Annotated in this window: 19 protein-coding genes; 9 read left to right on the top strand and 10 right to left on the bottom strand. The window is 59.8% G+C overall.

The features are described 5' to 3' along the window. The first annotated feature begins 31 nt into the window (after positions 1 to 31). Positions 32 to 958 (top strand): LysR family transcriptional regulator, encoded by a 927-nt coding sequence (locus tag ACA043_RS09420; protein WP_497659039.1) that lies wholly within the window; start codon positions 32 to 34, stop codon positions 956 to 958. Between the two features lie 131 nt (positions 959 to 1,089). Here ACA043_RS09420 and ACA043_RS09425 read toward each other — a convergent pair whose 3' ends face one another. From ACA043_RS09425 to ACA043_RS09435, 3 genes are all read right to left on the bottom strand, one after another. Further along, positions 1,090 to 1,818: an aspartate/glutamate racemase family protein gene (locus ACA043_RS09425; RefSeq protein WP_497659040.1), complete on the bottom strand. Its 729-nt coding sequence runs from the start codon at positions 1,816 to 1,818 to the stop codon at positions 1,090 to 1,092. Between the two features lie 55 nt (positions 1,819 to 1,873). Continuing rightward, positions 1,874 to 3,412, bottom strand: a complete 1,539-nt coding sequence (locus tag ACA043_RS09430) for an NCS1 family nucleobase:cation symporter-1 (protein ID WP_497659041.1) — start codon at positions 3,410 to 3,412, stop codon at positions 1,874 to 1,876. 486 nt (positions 3,413 to 3,898) lie between these two features. Next, a complete protein-coding gene (locus ACA043_RS09435) occupies positions 3,899 to 4,633 on the bottom strand; it encodes a phosphoadenylyl-sulfate reductase (protein WP_347907781.1) in 735 nt (244 codons plus the stop codon). 163 nt (positions 4,634 to 4,796) lie between these two features. Between ACA043_RS09435 and thrH the strand changes: the two genes are divergently transcribed. Beyond that, positions 4,797 to 5,414: a bifunctional phosphoserine phosphatase/homoserine phosphotransferase ThrH gene (gene thrH, locus ACA043_RS09440; protein ID WP_497659042.1), complete on the top strand. Its 618-nt coding sequence runs from the start codon at positions 4,797 to 4,799 to the stop codon at positions 5,412 to 5,414. A gap of 94 nt (positions 5,415 to 5,508) precedes the next feature. Here thrH and pabB read toward each other — a convergent pair whose 3' ends face one another. The 4 genes from pabB to rloA form a co-directional block, all read right to left on the bottom strand. Beyond that, positions 5,509 to 6,852: an aminodeoxychorismate synthase component I gene (gene pabB, locus ACA043_RS09445; RefSeq protein WP_497659043.1), complete on the bottom strand. Its 1,344-nt coding sequence runs from the start codon at positions 6,850 to 6,852 to the stop codon at positions 5,509 to 5,511. Positions 6,853 to 7,065: 213 nt separating this feature from the next. Next, a complete protein-coding gene (locus ACA043_RS09450) occupies positions 7,066 to 8,052 on the bottom strand; it encodes an alpha-L-glutamate ligase-like protein (protein WP_095189425.1) in 987 nt (328 codons plus the stop codon). After that, on the bottom strand, positions 8,052 to 9,587 hold the full coding sequence (gene rloB / locus ACA043_RS09455; RefSeq protein ID WP_187680644.1) for an osmotic stress tolerance membrane protein RloB: 1,536 nt from the start codon (positions 9,585 to 9,587) through the stop codon (positions 8,052 to 8,054). The genes ACA043_RS09450 and rloB overlap by 1 nt, the downstream gene beginning before the upstream one ends. A gap of 5 nt (positions 9,588 to 9,592) precedes the next feature. Next, positions 9,593 to 10,129, bottom strand: coding sequence for a retropepsin-like aspartic peptidase RloA (gene rloA / locus ACA043_RS09460; RefSeq protein WP_489878652.1), 537 nt, complete (start codon positions 10,127 to 10,129; stop codon positions 9,593 to 9,595). Positions 10,130 to 10,421: 292 nt separating this feature from the next. Here rloA and ACA043_RS09465 point away from each other — a divergent pair, with 292 nt between their 5' ends. The 6 genes from ACA043_RS09465 to prpD all read left to right on the top strand — a co-directional run bounded on the left by ACA043_RS09465 (position 10,422) and on the right by prpD (position 18,900). Further along, on the top strand, positions 10,422 to 11,144 hold the full coding sequence (locus ACA043_RS09465) for a GntR family transcriptional regulator (RefSeq protein WP_174244498.1): 723 nt from the start codon (positions 10,422 to 10,424) through the stop codon (positions 11,142 to 11,144). Then, the gene (gene prpB / locus ACA043_RS09470) at positions 11,141 to 12,031 is read left to right on the top strand and encodes a methylisocitrate lyase (protein WP_489878653.1); all 891 of its coding nucleotides are present in this window, start codon (positions 11,141 to 11,143) and stop codon (positions 12,029 to 12,031) included. The genes ACA043_RS09465 and prpB overlap by 4 nt, the downstream gene beginning before the upstream one ends. Before the next feature lie 43 nt (positions 12,032 to 12,074). Further along, the gene (gene prpC / locus ACA043_RS09475) at positions 12,075 to 13,202 is read left to right on the top strand and encodes a bifunctional 2-methylcitrate synthase/citrate synthase (protein WP_187680646.1); all 1,128 of its coding nucleotides are present in this window, start codon (positions 12,075 to 12,077) and stop codon (positions 13,200 to 13,202) included. Positions 13,203 to 13,398: 196 nt separating this feature from the next. Then, positions 13,399 to 15,993 (top strand): Fe/S-dependent 2-methylisocitrate dehydratase AcnD, encoded by a 2,595-nt coding sequence (gene acnD, locus ACA043_RS09480; RefSeq protein WP_497659044.1) that lies wholly within the window; start codon positions 13,399 to 13,401, stop codon positions 15,991 to 15,993. 54 nt (positions 15,994 to 16,047) lie between these two features. Further along, complete coding sequence (prpF, locus tag ACA043_RS09485; RefSeq protein WP_497659045.1) at positions 16,048 to 17,238, top strand: 2-methylaconitate cis-trans isomerase PrpF; 1,191 nt, start codon at positions 16,048 to 16,050, stop codon at positions 17,236 to 17,238. Between the two features lie 177 nt (positions 17,239 to 17,415). Continuing rightward, entirely contained in the window at positions 17,416 to 18,900 is a 1,485-nt protein-coding gene (prpD, locus tag ACA043_RS09490) for a 2-methylcitrate dehydratase (protein ID WP_497659046.1), read from the top strand. Between the two features lie 3 nt (positions 18,901 to 18,903). On the opposite strand, the gene ACA043_RS09495 is transcribed toward prpD, so the two are convergent. Then, complete coding sequence (locus ACA043_RS09495) at positions 18,904 to 19,632, bottom strand: alanyl-tRNA editing protein (protein WP_497659047.1); 729 nt, start codon at positions 19,630 to 19,632, stop codon at positions 18,904 to 18,906. Positions 19,633 to 19,662: 30 nt separating this feature from the next. Further along, positions 19,663 to 20,583, bottom strand: coding sequence for a DMT family transporter (locus ACA043_RS09500; protein ID WP_489878656.1), 921 nt, complete (start codon positions 20,581 to 20,583; stop codon positions 19,663 to 19,665). A 90-nt stretch (positions 20,584 to 20,673) separates the two neighbouring features. On the opposite strand from ACA043_RS09500, the gene ACA043_RS09505 reads away from it, so the two are divergent. Then, positions 20,674 to 22,083, top strand: coding sequence for an aminotransferase-like domain-containing protein (locus ACA043_RS09505; protein WP_497659048.1), 1,410 nt, complete (start codon positions 20,674 to 20,676; stop codon positions 22,081 to 22,083). 96 nt (positions 22,084 to 22,179) lie between these two features. Here the strand turns inward: ACA043_RS09505 and ppsR are convergent, their stop codons facing one another. Continuing rightward, positions 22,180 to 22,998, bottom strand: coding sequence for a posphoenolpyruvate synthetase regulatory kinase/phosphorylase PpsR (gene ppsR / locus ACA043_RS09510; RefSeq protein ID WP_008076822.1), 819 nt, complete (start codon positions 22,996 to 22,998; stop codon positions 22,180 to 22,182). Between the last annotated feature and the right edge of the window lie 70 nt (positions 22,999 to 23,068).

Consider the following 23,068-nt stretch of genomic DNA (forward strand, 5'->3'; position numbering starts at 1 on the left):
CTGTGTAAACCAAAAGTTTACAGTGGCGACCATGGAAAACTTTAACAGTATCGAATGCTTCGTGCGCAGCGCCGAAGTTGGCAGTTTTGCCGAAGCGGCGCGGCGTTTGAGCCTGACCCCGGCAGCGGTCGGCAAAAGCGTGGCGAAACTCGAAGCGAAGCTAGGCGTGCGGTTGTTTCAGCGCAGCACCCGCAGCCTGACGTTGACTGAGGCGGGGCAGCTGTTTTTGAGTCAGGTCAGTGCCAGTCTGACCACGATCCAGAACGCCGTGGCCAATCTGGCCAGTGTCGAAGGCCTGCCAGCGGGAACTTTGAAAGTCAGTATGGGCACGGTGTTCGGGCGCTTGTATGTCGTGCCGTTGCTGGAAGAGTTTTTACGTCGATTTCCGGCGATCAACCCTGATTGGCATTTTGATAACCGTCAGGTCGATTTGATCGGGCAGGGTTTCGATGCGGCGATTGGCGGGGGATTTGAATTGCCCCAAGGCGTCGTCGCACGCAAATTGGCACCCGCACATCGAGTGTTGGTGGCGTCTGCTGACTACCTGGAAAAGCACGCAGCGATCATCGAGCCGGATGACCTGCAATACCACGATGGCATTCTGATTCGGTCGCCGCAAACCGGTCGAGTACGCTCTTGGCAATTGATCAGTAATGGCAGTCAGCTCTGTCGACCATTGACCCTCAAGACGCGAATGACCATGAGCGACTCCGAGGCCGCCTGCGCGACGGCGGCGCAAGGTTTGGGGATTGCACTGGTCAGCATGCCGTTTGCCGTGGGTTATCTCGAGGCGGGTACGTTACAGCGCGTGCTGCCGGAGTGGTACATCGATGACGGCAACATTTCGATCTACTACGCCGAACATAAATTGTTGCCGGGCAAGACTCGGGCGTTTGTCGATTTTGTGATTGAGCAGTTTGCGCAGCAGGGGTTGGCGCGGCGGTTCAGTGCTCTCTGAGTTTGGCTTTTAACCGAATGGCGGCCATCGCGAGCAGGCTCACTCCTACAGGATCGATGTTGCTCACAGATTTCAGGCACGACACTAACCCTGTAGGAGTGTGCCTGCTCGCGATAAACGATAACGCGGTCTTATCGTGCAAACCGCTCCGGCCAGCCAATGATTTTCTTCGGCCGAGGCGTCGCATAAGTCCGCACCTTGGACGTCGACAACCCCAAACGCACCAGCGCCTCAGCAATCGTCACCGCCGCCGTCACCCCATCCACCACCGGCACCCCGGTGCGGCGACGTATCTGTTCATCAAGTCCGGCCATGCCGCCACAACCCAGGCAAATCACCTCGGCCTTGTCCTGCGTAACCGCCAATTCAGCCTGATGCACGATCGCCTCCAGCGCACGTTGCGGCTCATGTTCCAGTTCCAGCACGGCCAAACCACTGGCCCGCACCGACGCGCAACGATCCCAAAGACCGGAGAGTTTCAGCCGATCCTCGATCAGCGGCACGGTGCGATCCAGCGTAGTGACGACTGAATACGCATGCCCGAGAAACATCGCCGTACTGGCCGCCGCGTCAGTGATGTCCACCACCGGTACATTGAGCAATTCCTGCAAGCCTTCGCGGCCATGTTCGCCATAGCCGGCCTGAATCACCGCATCGAACGGCTGGTCATAGGACATCACCCGATCCATCACGGCGATGGCGGCCAGGTAGCTTTCAAAGTTGCCTTCAATCGAATCGGCGCCGAAATACGGCGTGAGTCCGACAATCTCTGTACCGGGTGACGCGACAGCCTGCGCCGAGCGGGCGATGGCCTGGGTGATGGATTCGGTGGTGTTGACGTTGACCACGAGAATACGCATGGGAAGTCCTTTTTGGCAGGGTGGTTCAGCGGCCCGAAAGGCGGGCCGCGAGGATTTAGTGACAGGCGTTATCGACCGCGAAGGATTCGCCGCTGACGTCGGCGTAGTGCGGTTCGCGTTTGGCGATGATCAGGTAGAGAGTTCCGGCGATCCCGGCACCGATCAGCCAGGAGAACGGCGAAATACTGTGGAACCCCGGTACCAGCGCCAGGACGATGGCGATCAGTGCCGCCGGAATAAATGCCGCCACGGCGCGGAAATTGACGCCACGGCTGTAGTAATAAGTGCCGTTCGGGTCTTCGCTGTAGAGTTGCGGGACGTTGATCCGGCCTTTGCGGATCAACCAGTAGTCGACCATGATCACCCCGTACAACGGGCCGAGCAGGGCGCCGAGGCCGGACAGGAAGTACACGATCACCAACGGGCTGTTGTAGAGGTTCCACGGCAGGATCAGCACCGCGATGGTCGCGCTGATCATCCCGGCGCGGCGGAAGGTCAGGTACTTGGGCGCCAGGTTGCTCAGCACGAACGCCGGGGCAACGAAGTTGGCCATGATGTTCACCGCCACGGTGACGATCAGGAACGCCAGGCAACCCAGCACCAGGAAGAAGGTGTTGGGAATCGAAGCGATGATCTCGGTCGGGCTTTCGATGATCCGGCCGTTGATTTGAAATTGCGCGCCGCACAGCAGGACGGTGATCGCGGCGAACAGCAGAATGTTCACCGGCAAACCCCAGAAATTTCCGACTTTGATGGTTTTGCGGCAGGGCGAGGAGCGGGCGAAGTCACAGAAGTTGAGGATCAGCGTGCCGTAGATCGCCAGCCACAGTGCGCCGCCGGCAAAGATGTTGCGCCACATCTCGCCACCGCTCAGCGGTTCGCGGATCGACCAGGCGATGGTTGCGTTGGCTTGCGTGTACATCCAGGCGGCGAGGGCGGCGACGGTCAGCAAAATCACCGGCCCGGCAAACCCTTCGTAACGGCGGACCATTTCCATGCCGTAGGCGAGGATCACCAGTTGCACGAACCAGATTGCCACGAAGCACACCCAGCCCAGCGTCGACAGGCCGAGGATCGAGTTGTGGTCGTATTCCGCGAAGCCGGGATGCACCGCCGTGAGTAAAACCCTGAAAACAACCGACGCCAGATACGTCTGAATCCCGAACCAGGCGATGGCGATAACTGCCCGTATCAGCGCAGGAATTTGCGCCCCGTGGATGCCGAAACTGATCCGGCTGATCACCGGAAACGGCACCCCGGTTTTCTGCCCCATGTAGCCGGACAGATTCATGAAGAAATACACCAGCGCCGCGCCGATCCCCAGCGACAGCAAAATCTGCCAGCCCCCCAGGCCCAGGGCGTAGAGGCCGATAGCGAACGAGTAGTTGGCGATGTTGTGCACGTCGTTCGTCCACAGGGCGAAGATGCTGTATTTGCCCCAGCGTCGGCCTTCGGCCTTGGTCGGTGCCAGATCGCTGTTGTGCAGACGAGGGCTCAGATGCAGCGGCTCGACCAGTCCGTCATGTGGCAAAGGTTGATCGAGTGCAGAGGAGGGCAGATTCAGCGCGATGTTGTTGGAGAGACTTGTACGCATTCCGGCAGGCTCCTGATGTTCAGGGCCGCGATGACTGTGCATGAGCCGCCAGGCTCGACATATCTTCGTCGCGGCAGTGAAAGCATCACTGGTTACGGGGCATCTGCAGCCTGTACGGGATAGGGCGCTTCAGGCTTGCGGATCGAAGGTGTGCATGTTTTGCAGTTTTGTATACAAAACATGTATGCACTAAAGCCAGATGTGTGCCAATTGCCGATCCATGAAGGCCATCGCTGATTTTGAAATGTTATTTCTGATTGCTAAGTGACTGAATCGACGCCGATATAAATTGACCGATTGGCCAGGTATTTATTTTTTGCGCGGTATCGTGGCGAGGGGCAGAAGGAAGGGAGATTCAGGCGGGATGTAACTTTTCAGGGCGCGAAAATAAAAAGTGCACACATAAATGGCACTGATGGTGACATTCGTGTGTACACATTTTTTGAGGTTTCACAAAGCACAAGGGGAAATCATCGGGGCAGAGGTTTACCCCTTGCTGATGATATTCCCCGCATGCAATCCGCATTCTTTCTGGGTCGCTTCTTCCCACCACCAGCGGCCTTCGCGCTCGTGCTGGTTCGGCAGGACAGGGCGGGTGCACGGCTCGCAACCGATGCTGATGAAGCCGCGCTCGTGCAGGCTGTTGTATGGCAGTTCCAGCATGCGGATGTAGCCCCAGATCTCTTCGCTGGTCATCTGCGCCAGCGGGTTGAACTTGTACAGGGTGCGCTCCGGTGTGGAGAACGCGGTGTCGATTTCCATCACCGCCACGGCACTGCGAGTGCCCGGGCTCTGGTCGCGGCGTTGGCCGGTGGCCCAGGCTTTGACGCCGGACAGTTTGCGCCGCAGCGGTTCGATCTTGCGGATCCCGCAGCACTCGCCGTGGCCGTCCTTGTAGAAGCTGAACAAGCCTTTTTCCTTCACGAACGGTTCCAGTTTCGTGTAGTCCGGCGAGACCAGTTCGATGTCGATCTTGTAGTGCTCGCGCACCTGATCGATAAAGCGATAGGTCTCCGGATGCAGGCGGCCGGTGTCGAGACTGAAGACCTTGACGTTCTTGTTCAGCTTCCAGGCCATGTCCACCAGCACCACATCCTCGGCGCCGCTGAAAGATATCCACAGGTCATCACCGAACTCGGCAAACGCGAGTTTCAGGATGTCTTGGGCGGATTTGTTGGCATAGGTCGTGGCGAGTTCCACGACATCGAACGTTGGGCTCATCAGGGCGGCTTCCTACAGGTCGGTGGCGCTGGGCGCTCTATATGGCGGCGATGGTAACAAAAAGCGGCGCCGGGCGGGACGTGCTGTGCGTTGCGCGGCTTTGGTGGAGCCGCTAGAGTTCGGGCTCGCTCGACTCAATAATCAATACAAACGGGAGTGTCTTGTGGAAATTGCTTGCCTGGATCTTGAAGGGGTACTGGTGCCGGAAATCTGGATCGCCTTCGCTGAAAAAACCGGAATCGAATCCCTCAAGGCCACCACCCGGGACATTCCCGATTACGACGTGCTGATGAAGCAGCGTCTGCGCATTCTTAATGAGCATGGCTTGAAGCTCTCGGACATTCAGGAAGTGATCGCCACACTGAAACCGCTGGATGGCGCGGTGGAGTTCGTCAACTGGCTGCGTGAGCGCTTTCAGGTGGTGATTCTGTCGGACACCTTCTATGAGTTTTCCCAGCCGCTGATGCGTCAACTGGGCTTCCCGACTTTGCTTTGCCATCGTCTGATTACCGACGAAACCGGGCGGGTGACCAGCTATCAGTTGCGTCAGAAAGATCCCAAGCGGCAGTCGGTGCTGGCGTTCAAAAGCCTGTACTACCGGGTGATTGCGGCGGGTGATTCGTATAACGATACGACCATGCTGGGCGAGGCGGATGCGGGGATTCTGTTCCATGCGCCGGACAATGTGATCCGCGAGTTCCCGCAGTTTCCGGCGGTGCATACGTTTGAAGCGTTGAAGCAGGAGTTCATCAAAGCTTCGAACCGCGACCTCAGCCTGTAAACCCGACCTCTGTAGGAGCTGCCGCAGGCTGCGATCTTTTGATCTTTAAAGGCAAAGATCGCAGCCTGCGGCAGCTCCTACAGGGGGGGGGCGTTTAGAGGTTTTGCAGGGTTTGAAGGAGGATTTTCACTTTGGTAATCGACTCCTGATACTCAGCCTGCCAGTCCGAATCCGCGACAATCCCGCCGCCACCCCAGCAGCACACCTGCCCATCCTTGACCAACAGACTGCGAATGGCGATGGAGCTGTCCATCTCGCCGCGTACGTCCAGATACAGCAACGATCCGCAATACAACCCCCGCCGGGTCGGCTCCAGCTCATCGATTATCTGCATCGCCCGAATCTTCGGCGCACCGGTGATCGAGCCGCCGGGGAAGCTGCCGGCGATCAGGTCCAGCGCATCGCGATCCTGCGCCAGTTCGCCGGTCACGCTGCTGACCAGGTGATGCACGTTCGGATAGCTTTCCAGGCTGAACAACTCCGGCACCCGCACCGAGCCGATGCGGCAGGTGCGGCCGAGGTCATTGCGCAGCAGGTCGACGATCATCAGGTTTTCCGCGCGATCCTTGGGGCTGGCCAGCAGTTCGGCGGCGTTGGCGGCGTCTTCGGCGGGCGTCAGGCCACGGGGGCGGGTGCCCTTGATCGGGCGGGTTTCGACTTGGCGCTGGCTGACTCTGACGAAACGCTCCGGTGACAGACTCAGCACAGCGCCGCCGTCGGGCAAACTCTGGAAGCCGGAAAATGGCGTCGGACAGGCTTCGCGCAGTGCGCAATAGGCCTGCCATGGGTCGCCCTGGCATGGCGCGCGGAAACGCTGGGCGAAGTTGACCTGGTAGCAGTCGCCAGCCTGGATGTAATGCTGGATACGTTCGAACGCCTGACGGTAATCGTCGGCCGAGAGATCGGCTGTCATCGGGTTGTTTAACTTGAACGGTGTCAGTGAGCCAGTAATGGGCTGAGCGAACAGTGCGATCAGCCGCTGTTTTTCACTGTCGTCAACCGATGGGTGAAACACCAATTGGCTGGTGCTGGCCTGGTGATCGCTGACCAATGCCCAGTCATACAGCCCGAACCGCGCATCCGGCAATTGCAGATCATCCCGCGCCAGACTCGGCAGACTCTCAAGATGCCGGCCGAAGTCATAACTCAGATAACCGATCAGCCCGCCGGCGAACGGCAGCTCATAAGCGTCAGGGAATTGCGCTTCGCCCAAACGGCCCAGATGGTCGCGCAGACGTTGCAGGAAATGGCTGCCGCTTTCGTCCGGCAAGACCGCCAGTTGTTCCAGCGGCCAAGCGCTGAGCAGGTCATAACGGCCACGGTCGGCACTCGGTCGGCCGCTGTCGAGCAGCACGGCGCCGGGGGCGTTGCGGATTGCCGCGAAGTAGTCGGCGGGATTGGCACGGTAGGGCAGCGGGTGTACGGAACAAGTCAACATGGGCGGGGCAGATCGGCCGTTGAGGCGGGGTGGGGATTGTAGTCTTCTGCGGGAGTTGCTCCTAGAGGGGATGTCGGGGATTGGCAGATTGGCGACAGGGTTGAGCCTTGGGGTGGCTGGGGAGCCGCTTTCGCGAGCAGGCTCGCTCCCACAGGAGGATGCATTCCAATGTGGGAGCGAGCCTGCTCGCGAAGGCCGCGACTCGGTCGCGGATCAGCCTTCTACCGCAGGAATATGCCCAAACATCTCCTGAGTAAACGCCACCCGCTCTTCAACCGACTCCGTCACCCCACGTGCCTTCAGCTCTTCCAGCCGCGCTTCCACTGCATGAGTGCGCAGCGTTAGCCCGCAGTCATTGGCGATCTGAATATTCAGCCCCGGCCGCGCATTGAGCTCAAGAATCAGCGGGCCCTTTTCCTGATCCAGCACCATGTCGACACCGATGTAACCCAATCCGCACAGCTCATAGCAGCCGGCGGCGAGTTTCATGAAACCGTCCCAGTAGGGCAGTTGCACGCCGTCCACCGCGTTGGTGGTGTCCGGGTGTTTGGTGATGATGTTGTTCAGCCAGGTGCCGCGCAGGGTCAGACCGGTGGCCAGGTCGACACCAACACCGATGGCGCCCTGGTGCAGGTTGGCTTTGCCACCGGACTGGCGGGTCGGCAGGCGTAACATCGCCATCACCGGGTAGCCCATCAGCACGATGATGCGGATGTCCGGCACGCCTTCGTAGCTGATGCTTTTGAAGATCTGATCCGGGGTCACGCGGTATTCGATCAGTGCGCGATCGCGGTGGCCGCCCAGCGAATACAGGCCGGTGAGGATGCTGGAGATGTGATGTTCCAGCTCCTCGTGGGCAAGGATCTTGCCCGACACCGTGCGGTAGCGTCCCTCGAACCGGTCGGCAATCACGATGATGCCGTCACCGCCGGCGCCCTGGGCCGGTTTGATCACGAAGTCGCTGCGCCCGCCGATGATCTCGCCGAGCTTGTCGATTTCCTTCTCGGTGGAGATCACGCCATACAGTTCCGGCACATGAATGCCGGCCGCGATGGCGCGTTCCTTGGTGATGATCTTGTCATCGACGATCGGGTACAGGCTGCGCTTGTTGTACTTGAGCACATAGTCTGCGTTACGCCGATTGATGCCCATGATGCCCCGGGCTTCCAGGGCCTTCCAGGTCTTCCAGAAACCGAACATCAGTGATCAGCCTTGTTCAGGAACGCCTTGAAACGCACCAGCTCGGTCAGGCGGTAACCGCGATAGCGACCCATTGCCAGCATGAAACCCACCAGAATCAGCAGGATCGCCGGGAAGGTGAACACGAAGTAGACCAGTTCCGGCACGGTCATGATCAGGTGCGCCAGGGACGCGGCGAACAGCGTACCGATGGCGACTTTCATCGCATGGCTGGCACCGCGCTCTTCCCAGGTGATCGACAGGCGTTCGATGGTCATGGTCAGAATCACCATCGGGAACAGTGCCACCGACAGACCGCGCTCCAGGCCGAGCTTATGGCTGAACAGGCTGATCGCGGCAATCAGCACCACGACAAAGGTCAGTACCACCGAGAGTCGCGGCAGCATTTGCAGCTTCAGGTGTTCCAGGTACGAACGTAATGACAGGCCCAGCGCCGTGATCACGGTGAACAGCAGGATGCCGAAGCCCAACTGCGTTTCACGGAAGGCGAGGGCGATCAACACCGGGGTAAACGTGCCGAGGGTCTGCAGGCCGATCAGGTTGCGCAGGATTAGAATCACCAGCACGCCGATCGGGATCATCACCATGATCATGAACGTTTGCTGGGTCTGCAGCGGCAGGCCGTACAGCGAGTATTCGAGGAAGTTGGCGTCGGTGTTTTCGTCGGTCAGCTTGGCCAGACGAATCGCGTTCATCTCGCTGTTGTTCAGGCTGAAGGTCACGTTGGCCTTCTTGCCGCCGTCGACGGTGATCAGGTTCTCATCACCGGTCCACCACAGCAGGCGGTCAGTCGGCAGGCCCTGTTCGCCGGTTTCCGGGTTGAAGTACAGCCAGTCATTGCCGTTGAAGCTGCGCAGCCAGAGTTCAGGGGTTTGTGGCTGGTCCGCAACGAGGCGGATGGTGTGGACTTTTTCCACCGGGACATGGGCGATGGACAGCAGCAATTCGACGATTTTGGCTTTGTGCGGCGTCGATGTATCGCCGGCCAGCAGCAGTTTCACGTTGTCGTCGTTGACGTTGTTGACCCGTTTGATCGCCTCGCCGATGAAGGTTTCGACGTCGGCCGAGTGTTGGCGGATCGGTGCGAGCAGGGCTTCGGCAGCGATTTTTTCCGGGCCTTCGATAACCATGCTGTCGCGGAAAGTCGGGCCTTTGATCTTGGTTTTTTCTGCGGTGTAACGCTTGGTCAGCACCAGACGGTAATACAGGGTCTGGTTGCCTTTGGCCCGGCGTGCCGACCATGTCACCTTTCGGTTGCCGTCGACGCGGTTCACGGCCACACCGTAGTTATTGGAGATGAAGCTCTCGTTGAGGCTGACGTAATCGCGGCTCAGCGGCGGCACGAACATCTGGATCTTTACCGGATCCTTGGTGCTGGCGACGAACTCGACTTTGGCGTCGATGTTCCACAAATCGTCGGTGGCGTCTTCGGTCACGGGGATGCCGAGCACGAAAATCTGATAGGCCGTAACCGAAACGCCCAGCAGCACCAGAATGGTGATCAGGATTTTCAGGTGGAAGGTTAGAGAACGCATGAAAATTACTCGGCGGTATGAGCGGCGATGGTGCAGGCGGGTTTGCCGGCAGCGTATTTAAGACTGGGGTCGACCAGCGCGTCGAAGCGTTTCAGCGCTTCGGAGCCGATCAAAAGCGGATATTGGAACGCACTTCGGTCGGTCAGGTTCACTTCGATGCTGCGCATCGCTGTGCCCATGCAGATATCCAGCTCGATCACCGGGCGGGCGGTGTACTTCTTGCCTTCTTCCGGATCGTAGTCGCCGGCGCGGCGCTTGATCTTGCTGACCCGTGCCAGCGGTCGCTCGATCGGGTGCGAATGCGCAGCGTCGATAGCCAGATAGAAGCGCACCCAGGACTCGCCGTTGCGTTTGAAACGTTTGATGTCACGGGCGCTCAGCGAGGCGGTTTTCGCGCCGGTGTCGAGTTTGGCCGCAACTTCCAGATTGATGCCATCAAGGGCGGCGTATTCGTTGAGGCCGTACACGGTCTTTTCCCCCGCGGCGGCGAGGCCGGGCAGGCAGAACAGAGCGAAAAATGTGGGGAAAGGCTTGAGTCTCATAAATCCTGGTGCGCAGCGTTCCGTTTTCGGTTCAGGTCCCTGGCAAAAACTTGCGCAAGGCCCTTCGTGTGCCTATCAGCTTTTTATGACAAGCCGTACAAATGGCCAGCAAATGCGGGCGGCATTCTAGCACGGTGGTTTTATGGCGCCAGCGCCCGAGCCGGTCTATAACCCTTGGGGTTGTTGAAGAGGGTTATTAGACGATTGTCGACAATGTCTATTTATCCTTTGACTGATGCGGGCGAATTGGCTAGTTTTTGCCGCATTGGATTTAAAGGTGTCGACAATCATGCTGGATCAACTCGATCCCCCGGTCATCAGCGGCGACGATTCCGAGACGCTTTCGGAAAACGTCTTTCGGCGCATTCAGGCGGCCATCGTCAAAGGCGAGATCGCCCCGGGCAGCAAGATCTCTGAACCGGAACTGGCGCGTACCTATGGCATCAGCCGCGGGCCGCTGCGTGAGGCGATTCATCGTCTGGAAGGTCAGCGCCTGTTGGTGCGCGTACCGCATGTCGGCGCGCGGGTGGTGTCGCTGAGCCACGCCGAATTGCTCGAACTCTACGAAATCCGCGAATCCCTCGAAGGCATGGCCTGTCGTCTGGCGGCTGAGCGCATGAGCGTCGAAGAAATCGACGAACTGCGTCGGGTGCTGGAAACCCACGAGCGCGATGCGGCGTTTCAGGCTGGCGTCGGTTACTACCAGCAGGAAGGCGATTTCGACTTCCATTACCGGATCATTCAGGGCAGCGGCAACCGCACCCTGACCCAGATGCTTTGCGGCGAGCTCTATCAACTGGTGCGTATGTACCGCATCCAGTTTTCCACCACGCCGAACCGCCCACGCCAGGCCTTCGCCGAACACCACCGGATTCTCGATGCCATCGCCGACCGTGACGGCGAACTCGCGGAATTGTTGATGCGCCGTCACATCGGCGCCTCGAAACGCAACATCGCCCGTCATTACCAGGACGGCACCCACAATAAGACAGCCACTGAACGAGGTGAGTCATGAGTTCCAACCTGAACACTCCAGGCCAGCGTTTTCGCGATGCGGTCGCCAGCGAACACCCATTGCAGGTGGTCGGCGCGATCAACGCCAATCACGCGCTGCTGGCCAAACGTGCCGGTTTCAAGGCGATTTACCTGTCCGGTGGCGGGGTGGCCGCAGGCTCTCTCGGCGTGCCGGATCTGGGCATCACCGGCCTGGATGACGTACTGACCGACGTGCGTCGCATCACCGATGTTTGCGATTTGCCGCTGCTGGTGGACGTGGACACCGGTTTCGGCTCTTCGGCGTTCAACGTGGCGCGCACCGTCAAGTCGATGATCAAGTTCGGCGCAGCGGCGATTCACATCGAGGATCAGGTCGGCGCCAAGCGCTGCGGTCATCGCCCGAACAAAGAGATCGTCAGCCAGCAGGAAATGGTCGACCGCATCAAGGCAGCCGTCGATGCGCGCACCGACGACAGCTTCGTGATCATGGCCCGCACCGATGCGCTGGCGGTTGAAGGTCTGGAGTCGGCACTGGATCGCGCCGCCGCGTGCATCGAGGCGGGTGCCGACATGATCTTCCCGGAAGCCATCACTGAGCTGGAGATGTACAAGCTGTTCGCCAGCCGCGTGAAGGCGCCGATTCTGGCCAACATCACCGAGTTTGGCGCGACGCCGCTGTACACCACCGAGCAACTGGCCGGCGCCGACGTGTCGCTGGTGCTTTATCCCCTGTCGGCGTTCCGCGCGATGAACAAGGCTGCGGAAAACGTCTACACCGCGATCCGCCGCGACGGCACGCAACAGAATGTCATCGACACCATGCAGACTCGCATGGAGCTCTACGATCGCATCGACTACCACACCTTCGAGCAGAAGCTCGACGCGTTGTTTGCGGCAAAAAAATAAGCCGCAGCCGTACTCCCTAACAAATTCAAGATTGGAGAAAACGATGGCCGAAGCAAAAGTACTCAGTGGCGCCGGGCTCCGTGGCCAGGTCGCCGGGCAAACCGCACTGTCCACCGTGGGCCAGGCCGGTGCCGGGCTGACCTATCGCGGCTACGACGTGCGTGAACTGGCAGCAGACGCACAATTCGAAGAAGTGGCGTATCTGCTGCTCTACGGCGAGCTGCCGACCCGAGCGCAACTCGACGCCTATCAGGGCAAGCTGAGCAAGCTGCGCGACCTGCCGCAGGCGCTGAAGGAAGTGCTCGAGCGCATCCCTGCCGATGCCCACCCGATGGACGTGATGCGCACCGGTTGCTCGTTTCTGGGCAACATCGAGCCGGAGAAAGACTTCTCCGAACAGCGCGACAAGACCGACCGTCTGCTGGCCGCGTTCCCGGCGATCATGTGTTACTGGTATCGCTTCAGCCACGACGGCAAGCGCATCAACTGCGTCAGCGATGAACCGACCATCGGCGGGCATTTCCTGCACCTGCTGCACGACAAGAAACCAAGCGAGCTGCACGTCAAAGTCATGAACGTGTCGCTGATCCTCTACGCCGAACACGAATTCAACGCCTCGACGTTCACCGCGCGGGTTTGTGCCTCGACCCTGTCCGACCTTTATTCCTGCGTCACGGCGGCCATCGGTTCGCTGCGCGGCCCGCTGCATGGCGGCGCCAACGAAGCGGCGATGGAAATGATCGAACGCTTCTCGTCGCCGGAAGAGGCGATCAAGGGCACCCTCGGCATGCTTGAGCGCAAAGACAAGATCATGGGCTTCGGCCACGCGATCTATAAGGACAACGATCCGCGCAACGAGGTGATCAAGGGCTGGTCGAAAAAACTCGCGGACGAAGTGGGCGACAAGGTGTTGTTCCCCGTCTCCGAAGCCATCGACAAGACCATGTGGGAGCAGAAAAAACTGTTCCCCAACGCCGACTTCTACCATGCCTCGGCGTATCACTTCATGGGCATCCCGACCAAGTTGTTCACGCCGATCTTCGTCTGCTCGCGCCTGACTGGCTGGGCCGCGCATGTGTTCGAACAGCGTGCCAACAACCGCATCATCCGTCCGAGCGCCGAGTACACCGGCGTCGAACAGCGCAAGTTCGTGCCAATCGAACGCCGCTGAATGGTGGTGCCCGGAGCCCGAGAACACCGCTAGACCCTGTGGGAGCGAGCCTGCTCGCGAAGACGGACTGACATCCAACATTGATGTCGACTGATCTACCGCTTTCGCGAGCAGGCTCGCTCCCACAGTGAACGGTGTGTAACTCAGGTCCGTGCTGGCCACCCTTTGAAACTACCGTGACCCGAGTCCTGACCCGATGAACACAGAATTCCGCAAAAACCTGCCCGGCAGCCCTCTGGATTACTACGACACCCGCGCGGCGGTCGATGCGATTCAGCCCGGCAGCTACGACACCCTGCCGTACACCTCACGCGTGCTGGCGGAAAACCTCGTGCGGCGCTGCGATCCGGCCACGCTGACCGATTCCCTGAAACAGCTGATCGAGCGCAAACGCGACCTCGACTTCCCGTGGTTCCCGGCCCGTGTGGTGTGCCACGACATTCTGGGCCAGACCGCACTGGTCGATCTGGCGGGCCTGCGTGACGCGATTGCGTTGCAGGGTGGCGACCCGGCGCAGGTCAACCCGGTGGTGCCGACACAATTGATCGTCGACCACTCGCTGGCCGTCGAGGCGGGCGGTTTCGATGCCCAGGCGTTCGAGAAAAACCGCGCCATCGAAGACCGTCGCAACGAAGACCGTTTCCACTTCATCAACTGGACCAAAAAGGCCTTCAAGAACGTCGACGTGATCCCGCCGGGCAACGGCATCATGCACCAGATCAACCTGGAGAAAATGTCTCCGGTGATCCAGGTGCGTGACGGCGTGGCGTTCCCCGACACCTGCGTCGGCACTGACAGCCACACTCCGCATGTCGATGCGCTGGGCGTGATCGCCATTGGCGTCGGCGGCCTCGAAGCCGAGAGCGTGATGCTCGGCCGCGCCTCGTGGATGCGCTTGCCGGAAAGCGTCGGCGTCGAGTTGACCGGCAAGTTGCAACCAGGTATCACCGCCACCGACATGGTGCTGGCGCTGACCGAATACCTGCGCAAACAGAAAGTCGTCGGCGCCTGGCTGGAGTTCTTCGGCGAAGGTGCCTCCGCGCTGACCCTCGGCGACCGCGCGACCATTTCCAACATGGCCCCGGAATACGGTGCTACTGCCGCGATGTTCTACATCGATCAGCAGACCATCGATTATCTGAAACTCACTGGCCGCGAAGACCAGCAAGTTCAACTGGTCGAGCACTATGCCAAGACCACCGGCCTGTGGGCTGACAGCTTGAAAGGCGCGCAATACGAGCGCGGTCTGACCTTCGATCTGTCGACGGTCGTGCGCAACATGGCCGGCCCGAGCAACCCGCACGCTCGCGTCGCCACCAGCGATCTTGCCGCCAAAGGCATCTCCGGCCAGTGGGATGAAGTGCCGGGGCAAATTCCCGACGGCGCCGTGATCATCGCCGCCATCACCAGTTGCACCAACACCAGCAACCCGCGCAACGTGATCGCCGCCGGCCTGATCGCGCGCAATGCCAACAAGCTGGGCCTGACCCGCAAGCCGTGGGTGAAATCGTCGCTGGCGCCGGGTTCGAAGACCGTGGCGCTGTACCTCGACGAAGCCGGGTTGACCACGGAACTGGAACAGCTTGGTTTCGGCGTCGTCGCGTTCGCTTGCACCACCTGCAACGGCATGTCCGGCGCGCTGGACCCGGTGATCCAGCAGGAAATCATCGACCGCGATCTGTACGCCACGGCCGTACTCTCCGGTAACCGCAACTTCGACGGCCGGATTCACCCGTACGCCAAGCAAGCGTTTCTTGCCTCGCCGCCGCTGGTGGTCGCGTATGCGATTGCCGGCACCATCCGTTTCGATATCGAGAAAGACGTGCTGGGCGTGGTCGATGGCAAGGAAATCCGCTTGAAAGACATCTGGCCGAGCGATGAAGAAATCGACGCGGTGGTGAAGTCTTCGGTCAAGCCTGAGCAGTTCCGCCAAGTCTATATCCCGATGTTTGCCGTCCACGAGGACACCGGCCCGAAAGTCACGCCGCTGTACGACTGGCGCGAGATGAGCACCTACATTCGCCGTCCGCCGTACTGGGAAGGCGCGCTGGCCGGCGCTCGGCCGCTCAAGGGCATGCGCCCGCTGGCGGTGCTGCCGGACAACATCACCACCGATCACCTGTCGCCCTCCAACGCGATCATGCTCGACAGCGCCGCCGGCGAATACCTGGCGAAAATGGGCCTGCCGGAAGAGGACTTCAACTCCTATGCAACGCACCGTGGCGACCACTTGACCGCGCAGCGCGCGACCTTTGCCAACCCGAAACTGTTCAACGAAATGGTGGTGGAAAACGGCAAGGTCAAACAGGGCTCGCTGGCGCGTGTCGAGCCGGAAGGCAAAGTGATGCGCATGTGGGAAGCCATCGAAACCTACATGGAACGCAAGCAGCCGCTGATCATCATTGCTGGCGCCGACTATGGTCAGGGCTCGTCCCGCGACTGGGCGGCCAAAGGCGTGCGTCTGGCCGGTGTCGAAGCGATTGCCGCTGAAGGTTTCGAGCGTATTCACCGCACCAACCTGGTGGGCATGGGCGTGTTGCCGCTGGAGTTCAAGCCCGGCACCGACCGTCACACCCTGGCCATCGACGGTAGCGAAACCTACGACGTGATCGGCGACCGCAAGCCGCGCGCCGATCTGACGCTGGTCATCCATCGCAGGAACGGCGAGCGTGTTGAGGTGCCGGTGACTTGCCGTCTCGATACCGCTGAAGAAGTGTCGATCTACGAGGCCGGCGGCGTGTTGCAGCGCTTCGCACAGGACTTCCTCGAAGAGTCGGCGGTTGCCGTTTAAATCATCGGATGTGGGCGTGGGATTTTAAGTCCCGCGCCCTCGTTAAGGAGCACCATGGCTCACGCACCTCAAATTAAGATCCCCGCCACCTACATGCGTGGCGGCACCAGCAAAGGCGTGTTTTTCAGCCTCAAGGATCTGCCCGAAGCCGCGCAGATTCCTGGCCCGGCACGCGACGCCTTGCTGCTGCGGGTGATCGGCAGCCCCGACCCCTACGACAAGCAGATCGACGGCATGGGCGGCGCCACCTCGAGCACCAGCAAAACCGTGATCCTGTCGAAAAGCATCAAAGCCGATCACGACGTCGATTATCTGTTCGGCCAGGTTTCCATCGACAAACCTTTTGTGGACTGGAGCGGCAACTGCGGCAACCTGTCGGCCGCGGTCGGTTCGTTCGCCATCAGCAACGGTCTGGTCGACGCCAGCCGCATTCCGCACAACGGTGTCGCGGTGGTGCGTGTATGGCAGGCCAACATCGGCAAAACCATCATTGCCCACGTGCCGATCACCAACGGTGAAGTGCAGGAGACCGGTGATTTCGAACTCGACGGCGTGACCTTTCCCGCCGCCGAAGTGCAGGTCGAGTTCATGGACCCGGCGGCGGAAGAAGAGGGCGGCGGTGGGTCGATGTTTCCCACCGGCAATCTGATCGATGAGCTGGAAGTGCCGGGTGTCGGCACGTTCAAGGCAACCATGATCAATGCCGGGATTCCGACGATCTTCGTCAACGCCCAAGACATCGGCTACACCGGCACCGAGCTGCAAAGCTCAATCAACAGCGATCCGAAAGCCTTGCAGATGTTTGAAACCATCCGTGCCTACGGTGCTTTGCGCATGGGGCTGATCGCCAATCTGGATGAAGCCGCCAAGCGCCAACACACACCGAAAGTCGCCTTCGTGGCCAAGCCTGCGGATTACGTGGCGTCCAGCGGTAAGGCGATTGCCGCCGGTGACGTTGATTTGCTGGTGCGCGCCTTGTCGATGGGCAAGTTGCACCACGCAATGATGGGCACTGCAGCGGTGGCGATCGGCACGGCGGCGGCGATTTCCGGGACGCTGGTGAACCTCGCGGCGGGCGGTGTTGAACGTAATGCCGTGCGCTTCGGGCATCCGTCCGGGACGTTGCGGGTGGGTGCTGAGGCCAGTCTGGAAAACGGTGAGTGGGTGGTGAAGAAAGCGGTCATGAGCCGCAGTGCGCGGGTACTCATGGAAGGCTATGTTCGCGTCCCCGGGGATTCTTTCTAACCCTACCTCGCCACTGTAGGAGCTGCCGAAGGCTGCGATCTTTTGATCTTGATTTAAAAAACAAAGTCAAAAGATCGCAGCCTCCGGCAGCTCCTACATGAGTTCGTATTTCAATAATAAAAATCCATCGCCTGAACCGAGGTCCCATCAACGAACCACTTCAAGAGTGAATCGAACATGAGCGCCAACGTCGACCTGAACAACCGCCCCGACTACGATCCTGTCCTGCAGGACATCGCCGATTACGTCCTCACTTTCAAAACCGAATCCACCGAAGCCCTGAACACTGCCCGCAATTGCCTGATGGACACCTTGGGCTGTGGCCTGCTGGCCCTGCGTTTTCCCGAATGCACCAAACACCTCGGGCCTATCGTCGAAGGCACCGTCGTGCCGTTTGGTGCGCGGGTCCCAGGCACCAGTTATCGTCTCGACCCGGTCAAAGCCGCATGGGATATCGGCTGTATCGTCCGTTGGCTCGACTACAACGACACCTGGCTCGCCGCCGAATGGGGGCACCCGTCGGACAATCTCGGCGGCATCCTCGCCGTCGCCGATCACCTGTCGCAAAAACGTCTGGCCAACGGTGAAGCGCCGCTGACCATTCGTCATGTGCTTGAAGCAATGATCATGGCCCACGAGATTCAGGGCGTCATCGCCCTGGAAAACTCCTTCAATCGCGTAGGACTCGATCACGTCATTCTGGTGAAAGTCGCCTCGACCGCCGTTACTGCCAAACTCATGGGCGCCAATCGCGAGCAACTGTTGTCGGCGCTCTCTCATGCCTTCGCTGATGGTCAGGCGTTGCGCACTTATCGTCATGCGCCGAATGCCGGTTCGCGAAAGTCCTGGGCGGCGGGGGATGCTTCAAGCCGAGGCGTGAGACTGGCCGATATCGCCATGCGCGGCGAGATGGGCATTCCGGGTGTTTTGAGTGCGAAACAGTGGGGCTTTTACGACGTGCTGTTCAGCCACACCAACAACGATCTGGCGCTGAAACCCGAAGACAAACGTACCTTCAGTTTCTCGCGCCCTTTCGGCAGTTACGTAATGGAGAACGTGCTGTTCAAGATCAGCTTCCCCGCCGAATTTCACGCACAAACGGCCTGCGAAGCCGCCGTCACGTTGCATCCACACGTGCGCAATCGCCTGCACGAAATCGACAAAATCGTCATCACCACCCACCAATCGGCGATCCGCATCATTTCCAAGGTCGGGCCGCTGGCCAACGCCGCTGACCGCGATCACTGCATCCAGTACATGACCGCCGTACCACTGGCCTTCGGCAATCTGGTGGCCGAGCAATACGAAGATGACTTCCACAAGGCCCATCCGATCATCGATGTGCTGCGCGAAAAAATGGTCATCGTCGAAGAGCCGCGCTTCACCCGCGAATACCTGGAAGCCGACAAACGCTCGATTGCCAACGCCGTGCAGGTGTTTTTCAAGGACGGCTCCAGTACCGACAACGTGGTGGTGGAATACCCGATCGGCCATCGCCGCCGCCGTGCCGAGGGCATTCCGCTGCTCGAAGAAAAGTTCAAGGCGAACCTGGCCACCCGTTTCACCGGCCAGCGCAGCGGCGAGATCTTCGCGCTGTGCAAGGATCAGGCGCAGCTTGAGGCGACCCCGGTGAACCGCTTTGTCGACCTGTTCGTGATCTAAGGCTCATTCAAACCGCAGAATCACCCGGCGGTTGGTCCTGCTCTTCTTCTCGATTTTTTCGCAAAACACCCGGCCGATTTCCCGGGTGTTTTGCACATGGGTGCCGCCACAGGGCTGGATGTCGATGCCGATCACTTCAACCATCCGCAGCTCACCCTGAATCGCGGGTGCTTTAACCGTTGGGCTGCCGGTTTTTTCCAGCAGGGCGGAGTGTTCCGAGGCCGGCATCGACAGAGTGGTGACTGGAATGGCCTGCTCGATCAGCGCGTTGAGTTCGCGGGTGAGGCTGTCTTTGTCGAGGGTCATTTCTGGCAGATCGAAATCCAGGCGTCCCTTGTCTGCGCTGATACTGCACCCGGTGACCGGCGCATTGATGAGCGAACCCAACAGGTGCAGGCAGGTGTGCATCTTCATGTGTTGATAACGACGCGCCCAGTCGAGGCTGGCATTGAGCAGTGTGCCGACACACAACTGCGGCGGGCACTGCGCCACGTTGTGCCAGATGATCGATGGCAGCAAGGGATCGCGCAGCGTTGCCGTCACGTCGATTCGTGTGCCATCCGGCAGGCTGAAGTGCCCGGTGTCTCCCGGTTGCCCGCCACCGGTGGGATAGAACAGCGTGTGTTCGAGGACGACGGCCTGATCAACCACCGCGATCACCCGGGCGCTGAAATCGCGCTGGTAAGGGGCATTGTTAAACAGGCTAAGGGTTTCCATGGTGTGTACCGACATTTGAACCTCCGATGTTCAATGCATGGTTTTTCAGCGCTTGGCAGGCAGCTTGGTGATCGCAAAACCGGCGAGCAGGATTGCCGAATAGAGCATCAGGTCCCGAGAAATTTCCGTGCCTTCGTACCAGGCGCCAATGATCACGGCGAACACCGGAAAGATGATGAACACGAATGACAGAAGCACCGGGCTCAGGCGCTTGAGCAGGACGAAATAGACGATGAAGCCGCCGACCGACGCCACCAGTCCGAGGTAGAGCAGGGCGCCCCACGAGCGTGGGGTGATGGTGGCGAACGTCGGACTTTCCAGCGAAAGGCCAGCGACCAGCAGCATCAAACCGGCGATGCCGATGGGCAGGGTGTTGTAGGTGATCACGCTGATCGCGCTGCCGTGCTTTTTGGTCACCACATAGCACAGCGCATGCAGGAGTGCCGCGCCGAGAATCGCCAGGACACCGAGCCATTCCGCCTGATCCAGATGCAAACCCTGGCTGCGGATAATCATGAACAGGCTGCCGAAACCGATGGCGATGCCGAGCATTTGCGCTGGGTGGATTTTCTCCCGCAGAAACAGCGCAGAAAAAATCAGGATGAACACCGGCATGCAACTGAACAGCAGCGCCGTCAGGCCTGACGACACGTGCATTTCGCCATAGTTGAGCAGGTAGTAGGGCAGGCTGAAATACGACAGCGTGACGAACACAAAGAACCAGCGACTCTGCCGGGGGAACAGCAATGGTTCCTTGCGTAATGCGGCGAAGCCCAAAAACACCGGAAAGGCAATCAGAAAGCGCAGCCCGGCCGCCGTCAGGGGCGGCACGCTTTCCACGGCAATCTTGATCCCCAACCACGTAGTGCCCCAACTCAGGCAGACAATCAGAAACAACACGCTGGTGACCAACCCGGCGAGCCAGGGTTTGCTGGTGTTCAATGGCGTGCTGAGGGCGATGGACATGCGGTGTGCTCCGAACGGCAGAATTGACCTGGTTACTGAAAAGGTCTATCCCTGATTGAACCTGTTTTCAGTACGCTATTCGGGGCAAGAATGACTGTCAAAGTAAGTATTGCCATGGTGTCAATCCTCCGTGATGGCCTCGCCCATGGCGTCGGCGTGAAGTACAAGCGCCTCGCGGATGCGGTCGAGAAGGCCATTAATGCAGGCGTGATTGAGGCGGGCTGCAAGTTGCCGCCCCACCGGCTGTTGGCCGATAGCTTGGGCGTCACGATCGGCACCATCAGCCGTGCTTATGGCGAACTGGAGCGTGTGGGATTGGTCGTGGCCCGTGTAGGAGACGGCACTTACGTGCGTCAGCGCGGAATGGAACGGCCGCAAGACAAGGGCTTTCGCAATGTCAGCGATGAGCCGCCAGCCTGCTTCGACATGAGTAGGAATCAGCCGATTCCCGGGCAGGAAGCGGCGTTCATGAGCCAGACCCTACAGACTCTGGCCGTTGATTCGCACCGCTTGCAGCGGTTGACGGGGTACACCGCCGAAGGTGGCCTGCCACGGCATCGGGCGGCAGGTGCCGAGTGGCTGCGTCACGGGGACTTTGTCCCGCACGCCGATCAGGTGCTGTGCGTCAACGGTGGCCAGCATGGTCTGTTGTGCGCGTTGATGGGGTTGCTCAAGGCGGGTGATACGGTGGTCACCGAGCATTTGTCCTACCCCGGATTGATCAGCGTCGCACGCCAGCTCGGGATAAAACTGGTGGGTGCCGCGTTGGATGACGAAGGACTGTTGCCTTCGGCGCTGGAGGATATTTGTCGTCAGCACCGGGTATCCGCGCTGTATTGCACGCCGACGATCCAGAATCCTACGGCTGCGGTCATGTCTGTCTCACGACGCCAGGCGATTGCAGAGGTGTGTCGCCGGCACAATCTGCTGATCCTCGAAGACGAAGCCCACGCAGTACTGGATCGCCAGCGGCCGTTGCCACTGAGTTATTTCGCCCCCGAGCGCTCTGTGTTGATCGGCAGTCTGAGCAAGGCTGTCTCGGCGGGATTGCGGGTCGGCTATCTACATGCGCCGCAAGCGTTGCTCGGGCGTATCAGTTCAGCCATTCGCGGCACCTGCTGGATGGCCAATCCACTGGCGATGGAAGTGGCGAGCCTGTGGATCGAAAACGGCATGGCCCAGCGTTTGCTGGATGAGCAGATCAGTGAGATTGGTCGGCGCAAGGCATGGGTGGCGGGGGCGCTGGAGGGGCTGAGCTACAAGACACATATCCACAGTCCGCATTTCTGGCTGCAAGTGCCGGAGCTGTGGCGCGCTTCGCAGATTGCCGCGGAGCTGAAGGAGAACAACTATCTGGTGGCGACTGCCGAGGCGTTCGCGGTCGGGCATGCGGCGGTGCCGCAGTTCATTCGGGTGAGTGTGTGTAATTCGGTGGGGGATGACGGGTTGTTGCTCGGCGGGTTTGAAGCTTTGGCCAGGGCATTAACAGACACCGTGTAATCATTGATCGCGAGCAAGCTCACTCCTACAAGGGAATGCATTTCAGATTGTAGGAGTGAGCCTGCTCGCGATGGCGGTGTTGCAGACACCGCAAAACTACTTGAACCGCCGCTCCACGCCTTTCTCCACCAGAATCTTCGCCGAGATCTCTTCCACCGAAAAATGCGTGGAGTTGATGTTCGGGATGTTCTCGCGGCGGAACAGGTTTTCCACTTCGCGCACTTCGAATTCGCACTGGGCGTAGCTCGAGTAGCGGCTGTTGGGCTTGCGCTCGTTGCGGATAGCGGTGAGGCGGTCCGGGTCGATGGTCAGGCCGAACAGCTTGTGCTGGTGCGCGCGCAGGGCCGCTGGCAGGGTCAGGCGCTCCATGTCGTCTTCGGTCAGCGGGTAGTTGGCCGCGCGGATGCCGAATTGCATGGCCATGTACAGGCACGTCGGCGTCTTACCACATCGCGACACGCCCACTAGTATCAGATCGGCCTTGTCGTAATAGTGGGTGCGGGCGCCGTCATCGTTGTCGAGGGCAAAGTTCACCGCCTCGATACGCTCCATGTAATTGGAGTTGTGGCCGATCGAATGGGACTTGCCGACGGTGTAGGAAGAATGCTCGGTCAGTTCCTGTTCGAGAGGCGCCAGGAAGGTCGAGAAAATGTCGATCATGAAACCATTGGACGTAGCGAGAATCTCACGGATGTCCTGATTGACGATGGTGTCGAAGATGATCGGGCGAAAGCCGTCGGTTTCGGCGGCTTTGTTGATTTGTTGTACCATGGCCCGGGCTTTTTCCACGCTGTCGATGTACGGGCGCGTGAATTTGCTGAAGGTAATGTTTTCGAACTGCGCCAAGAGGCTTTGACCCAGGGTTTCGGCGGTGATGCCGGTGCCATCGGAGATAAAGAAAGCAGATCGTTTCATTTGCACCTTGGGCCTTAAGCTAGTGACGATTCTTGGATATGATAGGCGCGATTTGCCGGCCGCCAATGGC

The organism is Pseudomonas sp. LBUM1648 (genome assembly GCF_059716145.1).

Coding starts and splice junctions, on each gene's coding strand:
- ppsR (WP_008076822.1), bottom strand. CDS start 22,998: ATGAAACGATCTGCTTTCTTTATCTCCGATGGCACCGGCATCACCGCC.
- ACA043_RS09420 (WP_497659039.1), top strand. CDS start 32: ATGGAAAACTTTAACAGTATCGAATGCTTCGTGCGCAGCGCCGAAGTT.
- ACA043_RS09435 (WP_347907781.1), bottom strand. CDS start 4,633: ATGAGCCCAACGTTCGATGTCGTGGAACTCGCCACGACCTATGCCAAC.
- ACA043_RS09430 (WP_497659041.1), bottom strand. CDS start 3,412: ATGCGTACAAGTCTCTCCAACAACATCGCGCTGAATCTGCCCTCCTCT.
- acnD (WP_497659044.1), top strand. CDS start 13,399: ATGAACACAGAATTCCGCAAAAACCTGCCCGGCAGCCCTCTGGATTAC.
- pabB (WP_497659043.1), bottom strand. CDS start 6,852: ATGTTGACTTGTTCCGTACACCCGCTGCCCTACCGTGCCAATCCCGCC.
- ACA043_RS09500 (WP_489878656.1), bottom strand. CDS start 20,583: ATGTCCATCGCCCTCAGCACGCCATTGAACACCAGCAAACCCTGGCTC.
- rloA (WP_489878652.1), bottom strand. CDS start 10,129: ATGAGACTCAAGCCTTTCCCCACATTTTTCGCTCTGTTCTGCCTGCCC.
- prpD (WP_497659046.1), top strand. CDS start 17,416: ATGAGCGCCAACGTCGACCTGAACAACCGCCCCGACTACGATCCTGTC.
- ACA043_RS09505 (WP_497659048.1), top strand. CDS start 20,674: ATGACTGTCAAAGTAAGTATTGCCATGGTGTCAATCCTCCGTGATGGC.
- prpC (WP_187680646.1), top strand. CDS start 12,075: ATGGCCGAAGCAAAAGTACTCAGTGGCGCCGGGCTCCGTGGCCAGGTC.
- prpF (WP_497659045.1), top strand. CDS start 16,048: ATGGCTCACGCACCTCAAATTAAGATCCCCGCCACCTACATGCGTGGC.
- ACA043_RS09450 (WP_095189425.1), bottom strand. CDS start 8,052: ATGTTCGGTTTCTGGAAGACCTGGAAGGCCCTGGAAGCCCGGGGCATC.
- ACA043_RS09425 (WP_497659040.1), bottom strand. CDS start 1,818: ATGCGTATTCTCGTGGTCAACGTCAACACCACCGAATCCATCACCCAG.
- rloB (WP_187680644.1), bottom strand. CDS start 9,587: ATGCGTTCTCTAACCTTCCACCTGAAAATCCTGATCACCATTCTGGTG.
- ACA043_RS09495 (WP_497659047.1), bottom strand. CDS start 19,632: ATGTCGGTACACACCATGGAAACCCTTAGCCTGTTTAACAATGCCCCT.
- prpB (WP_489878653.1), top strand. CDS start 11,141: ATGAGTTCCAACCTGAACACTCCAGGCCAGCGTTTTCGCGATGCGGTC.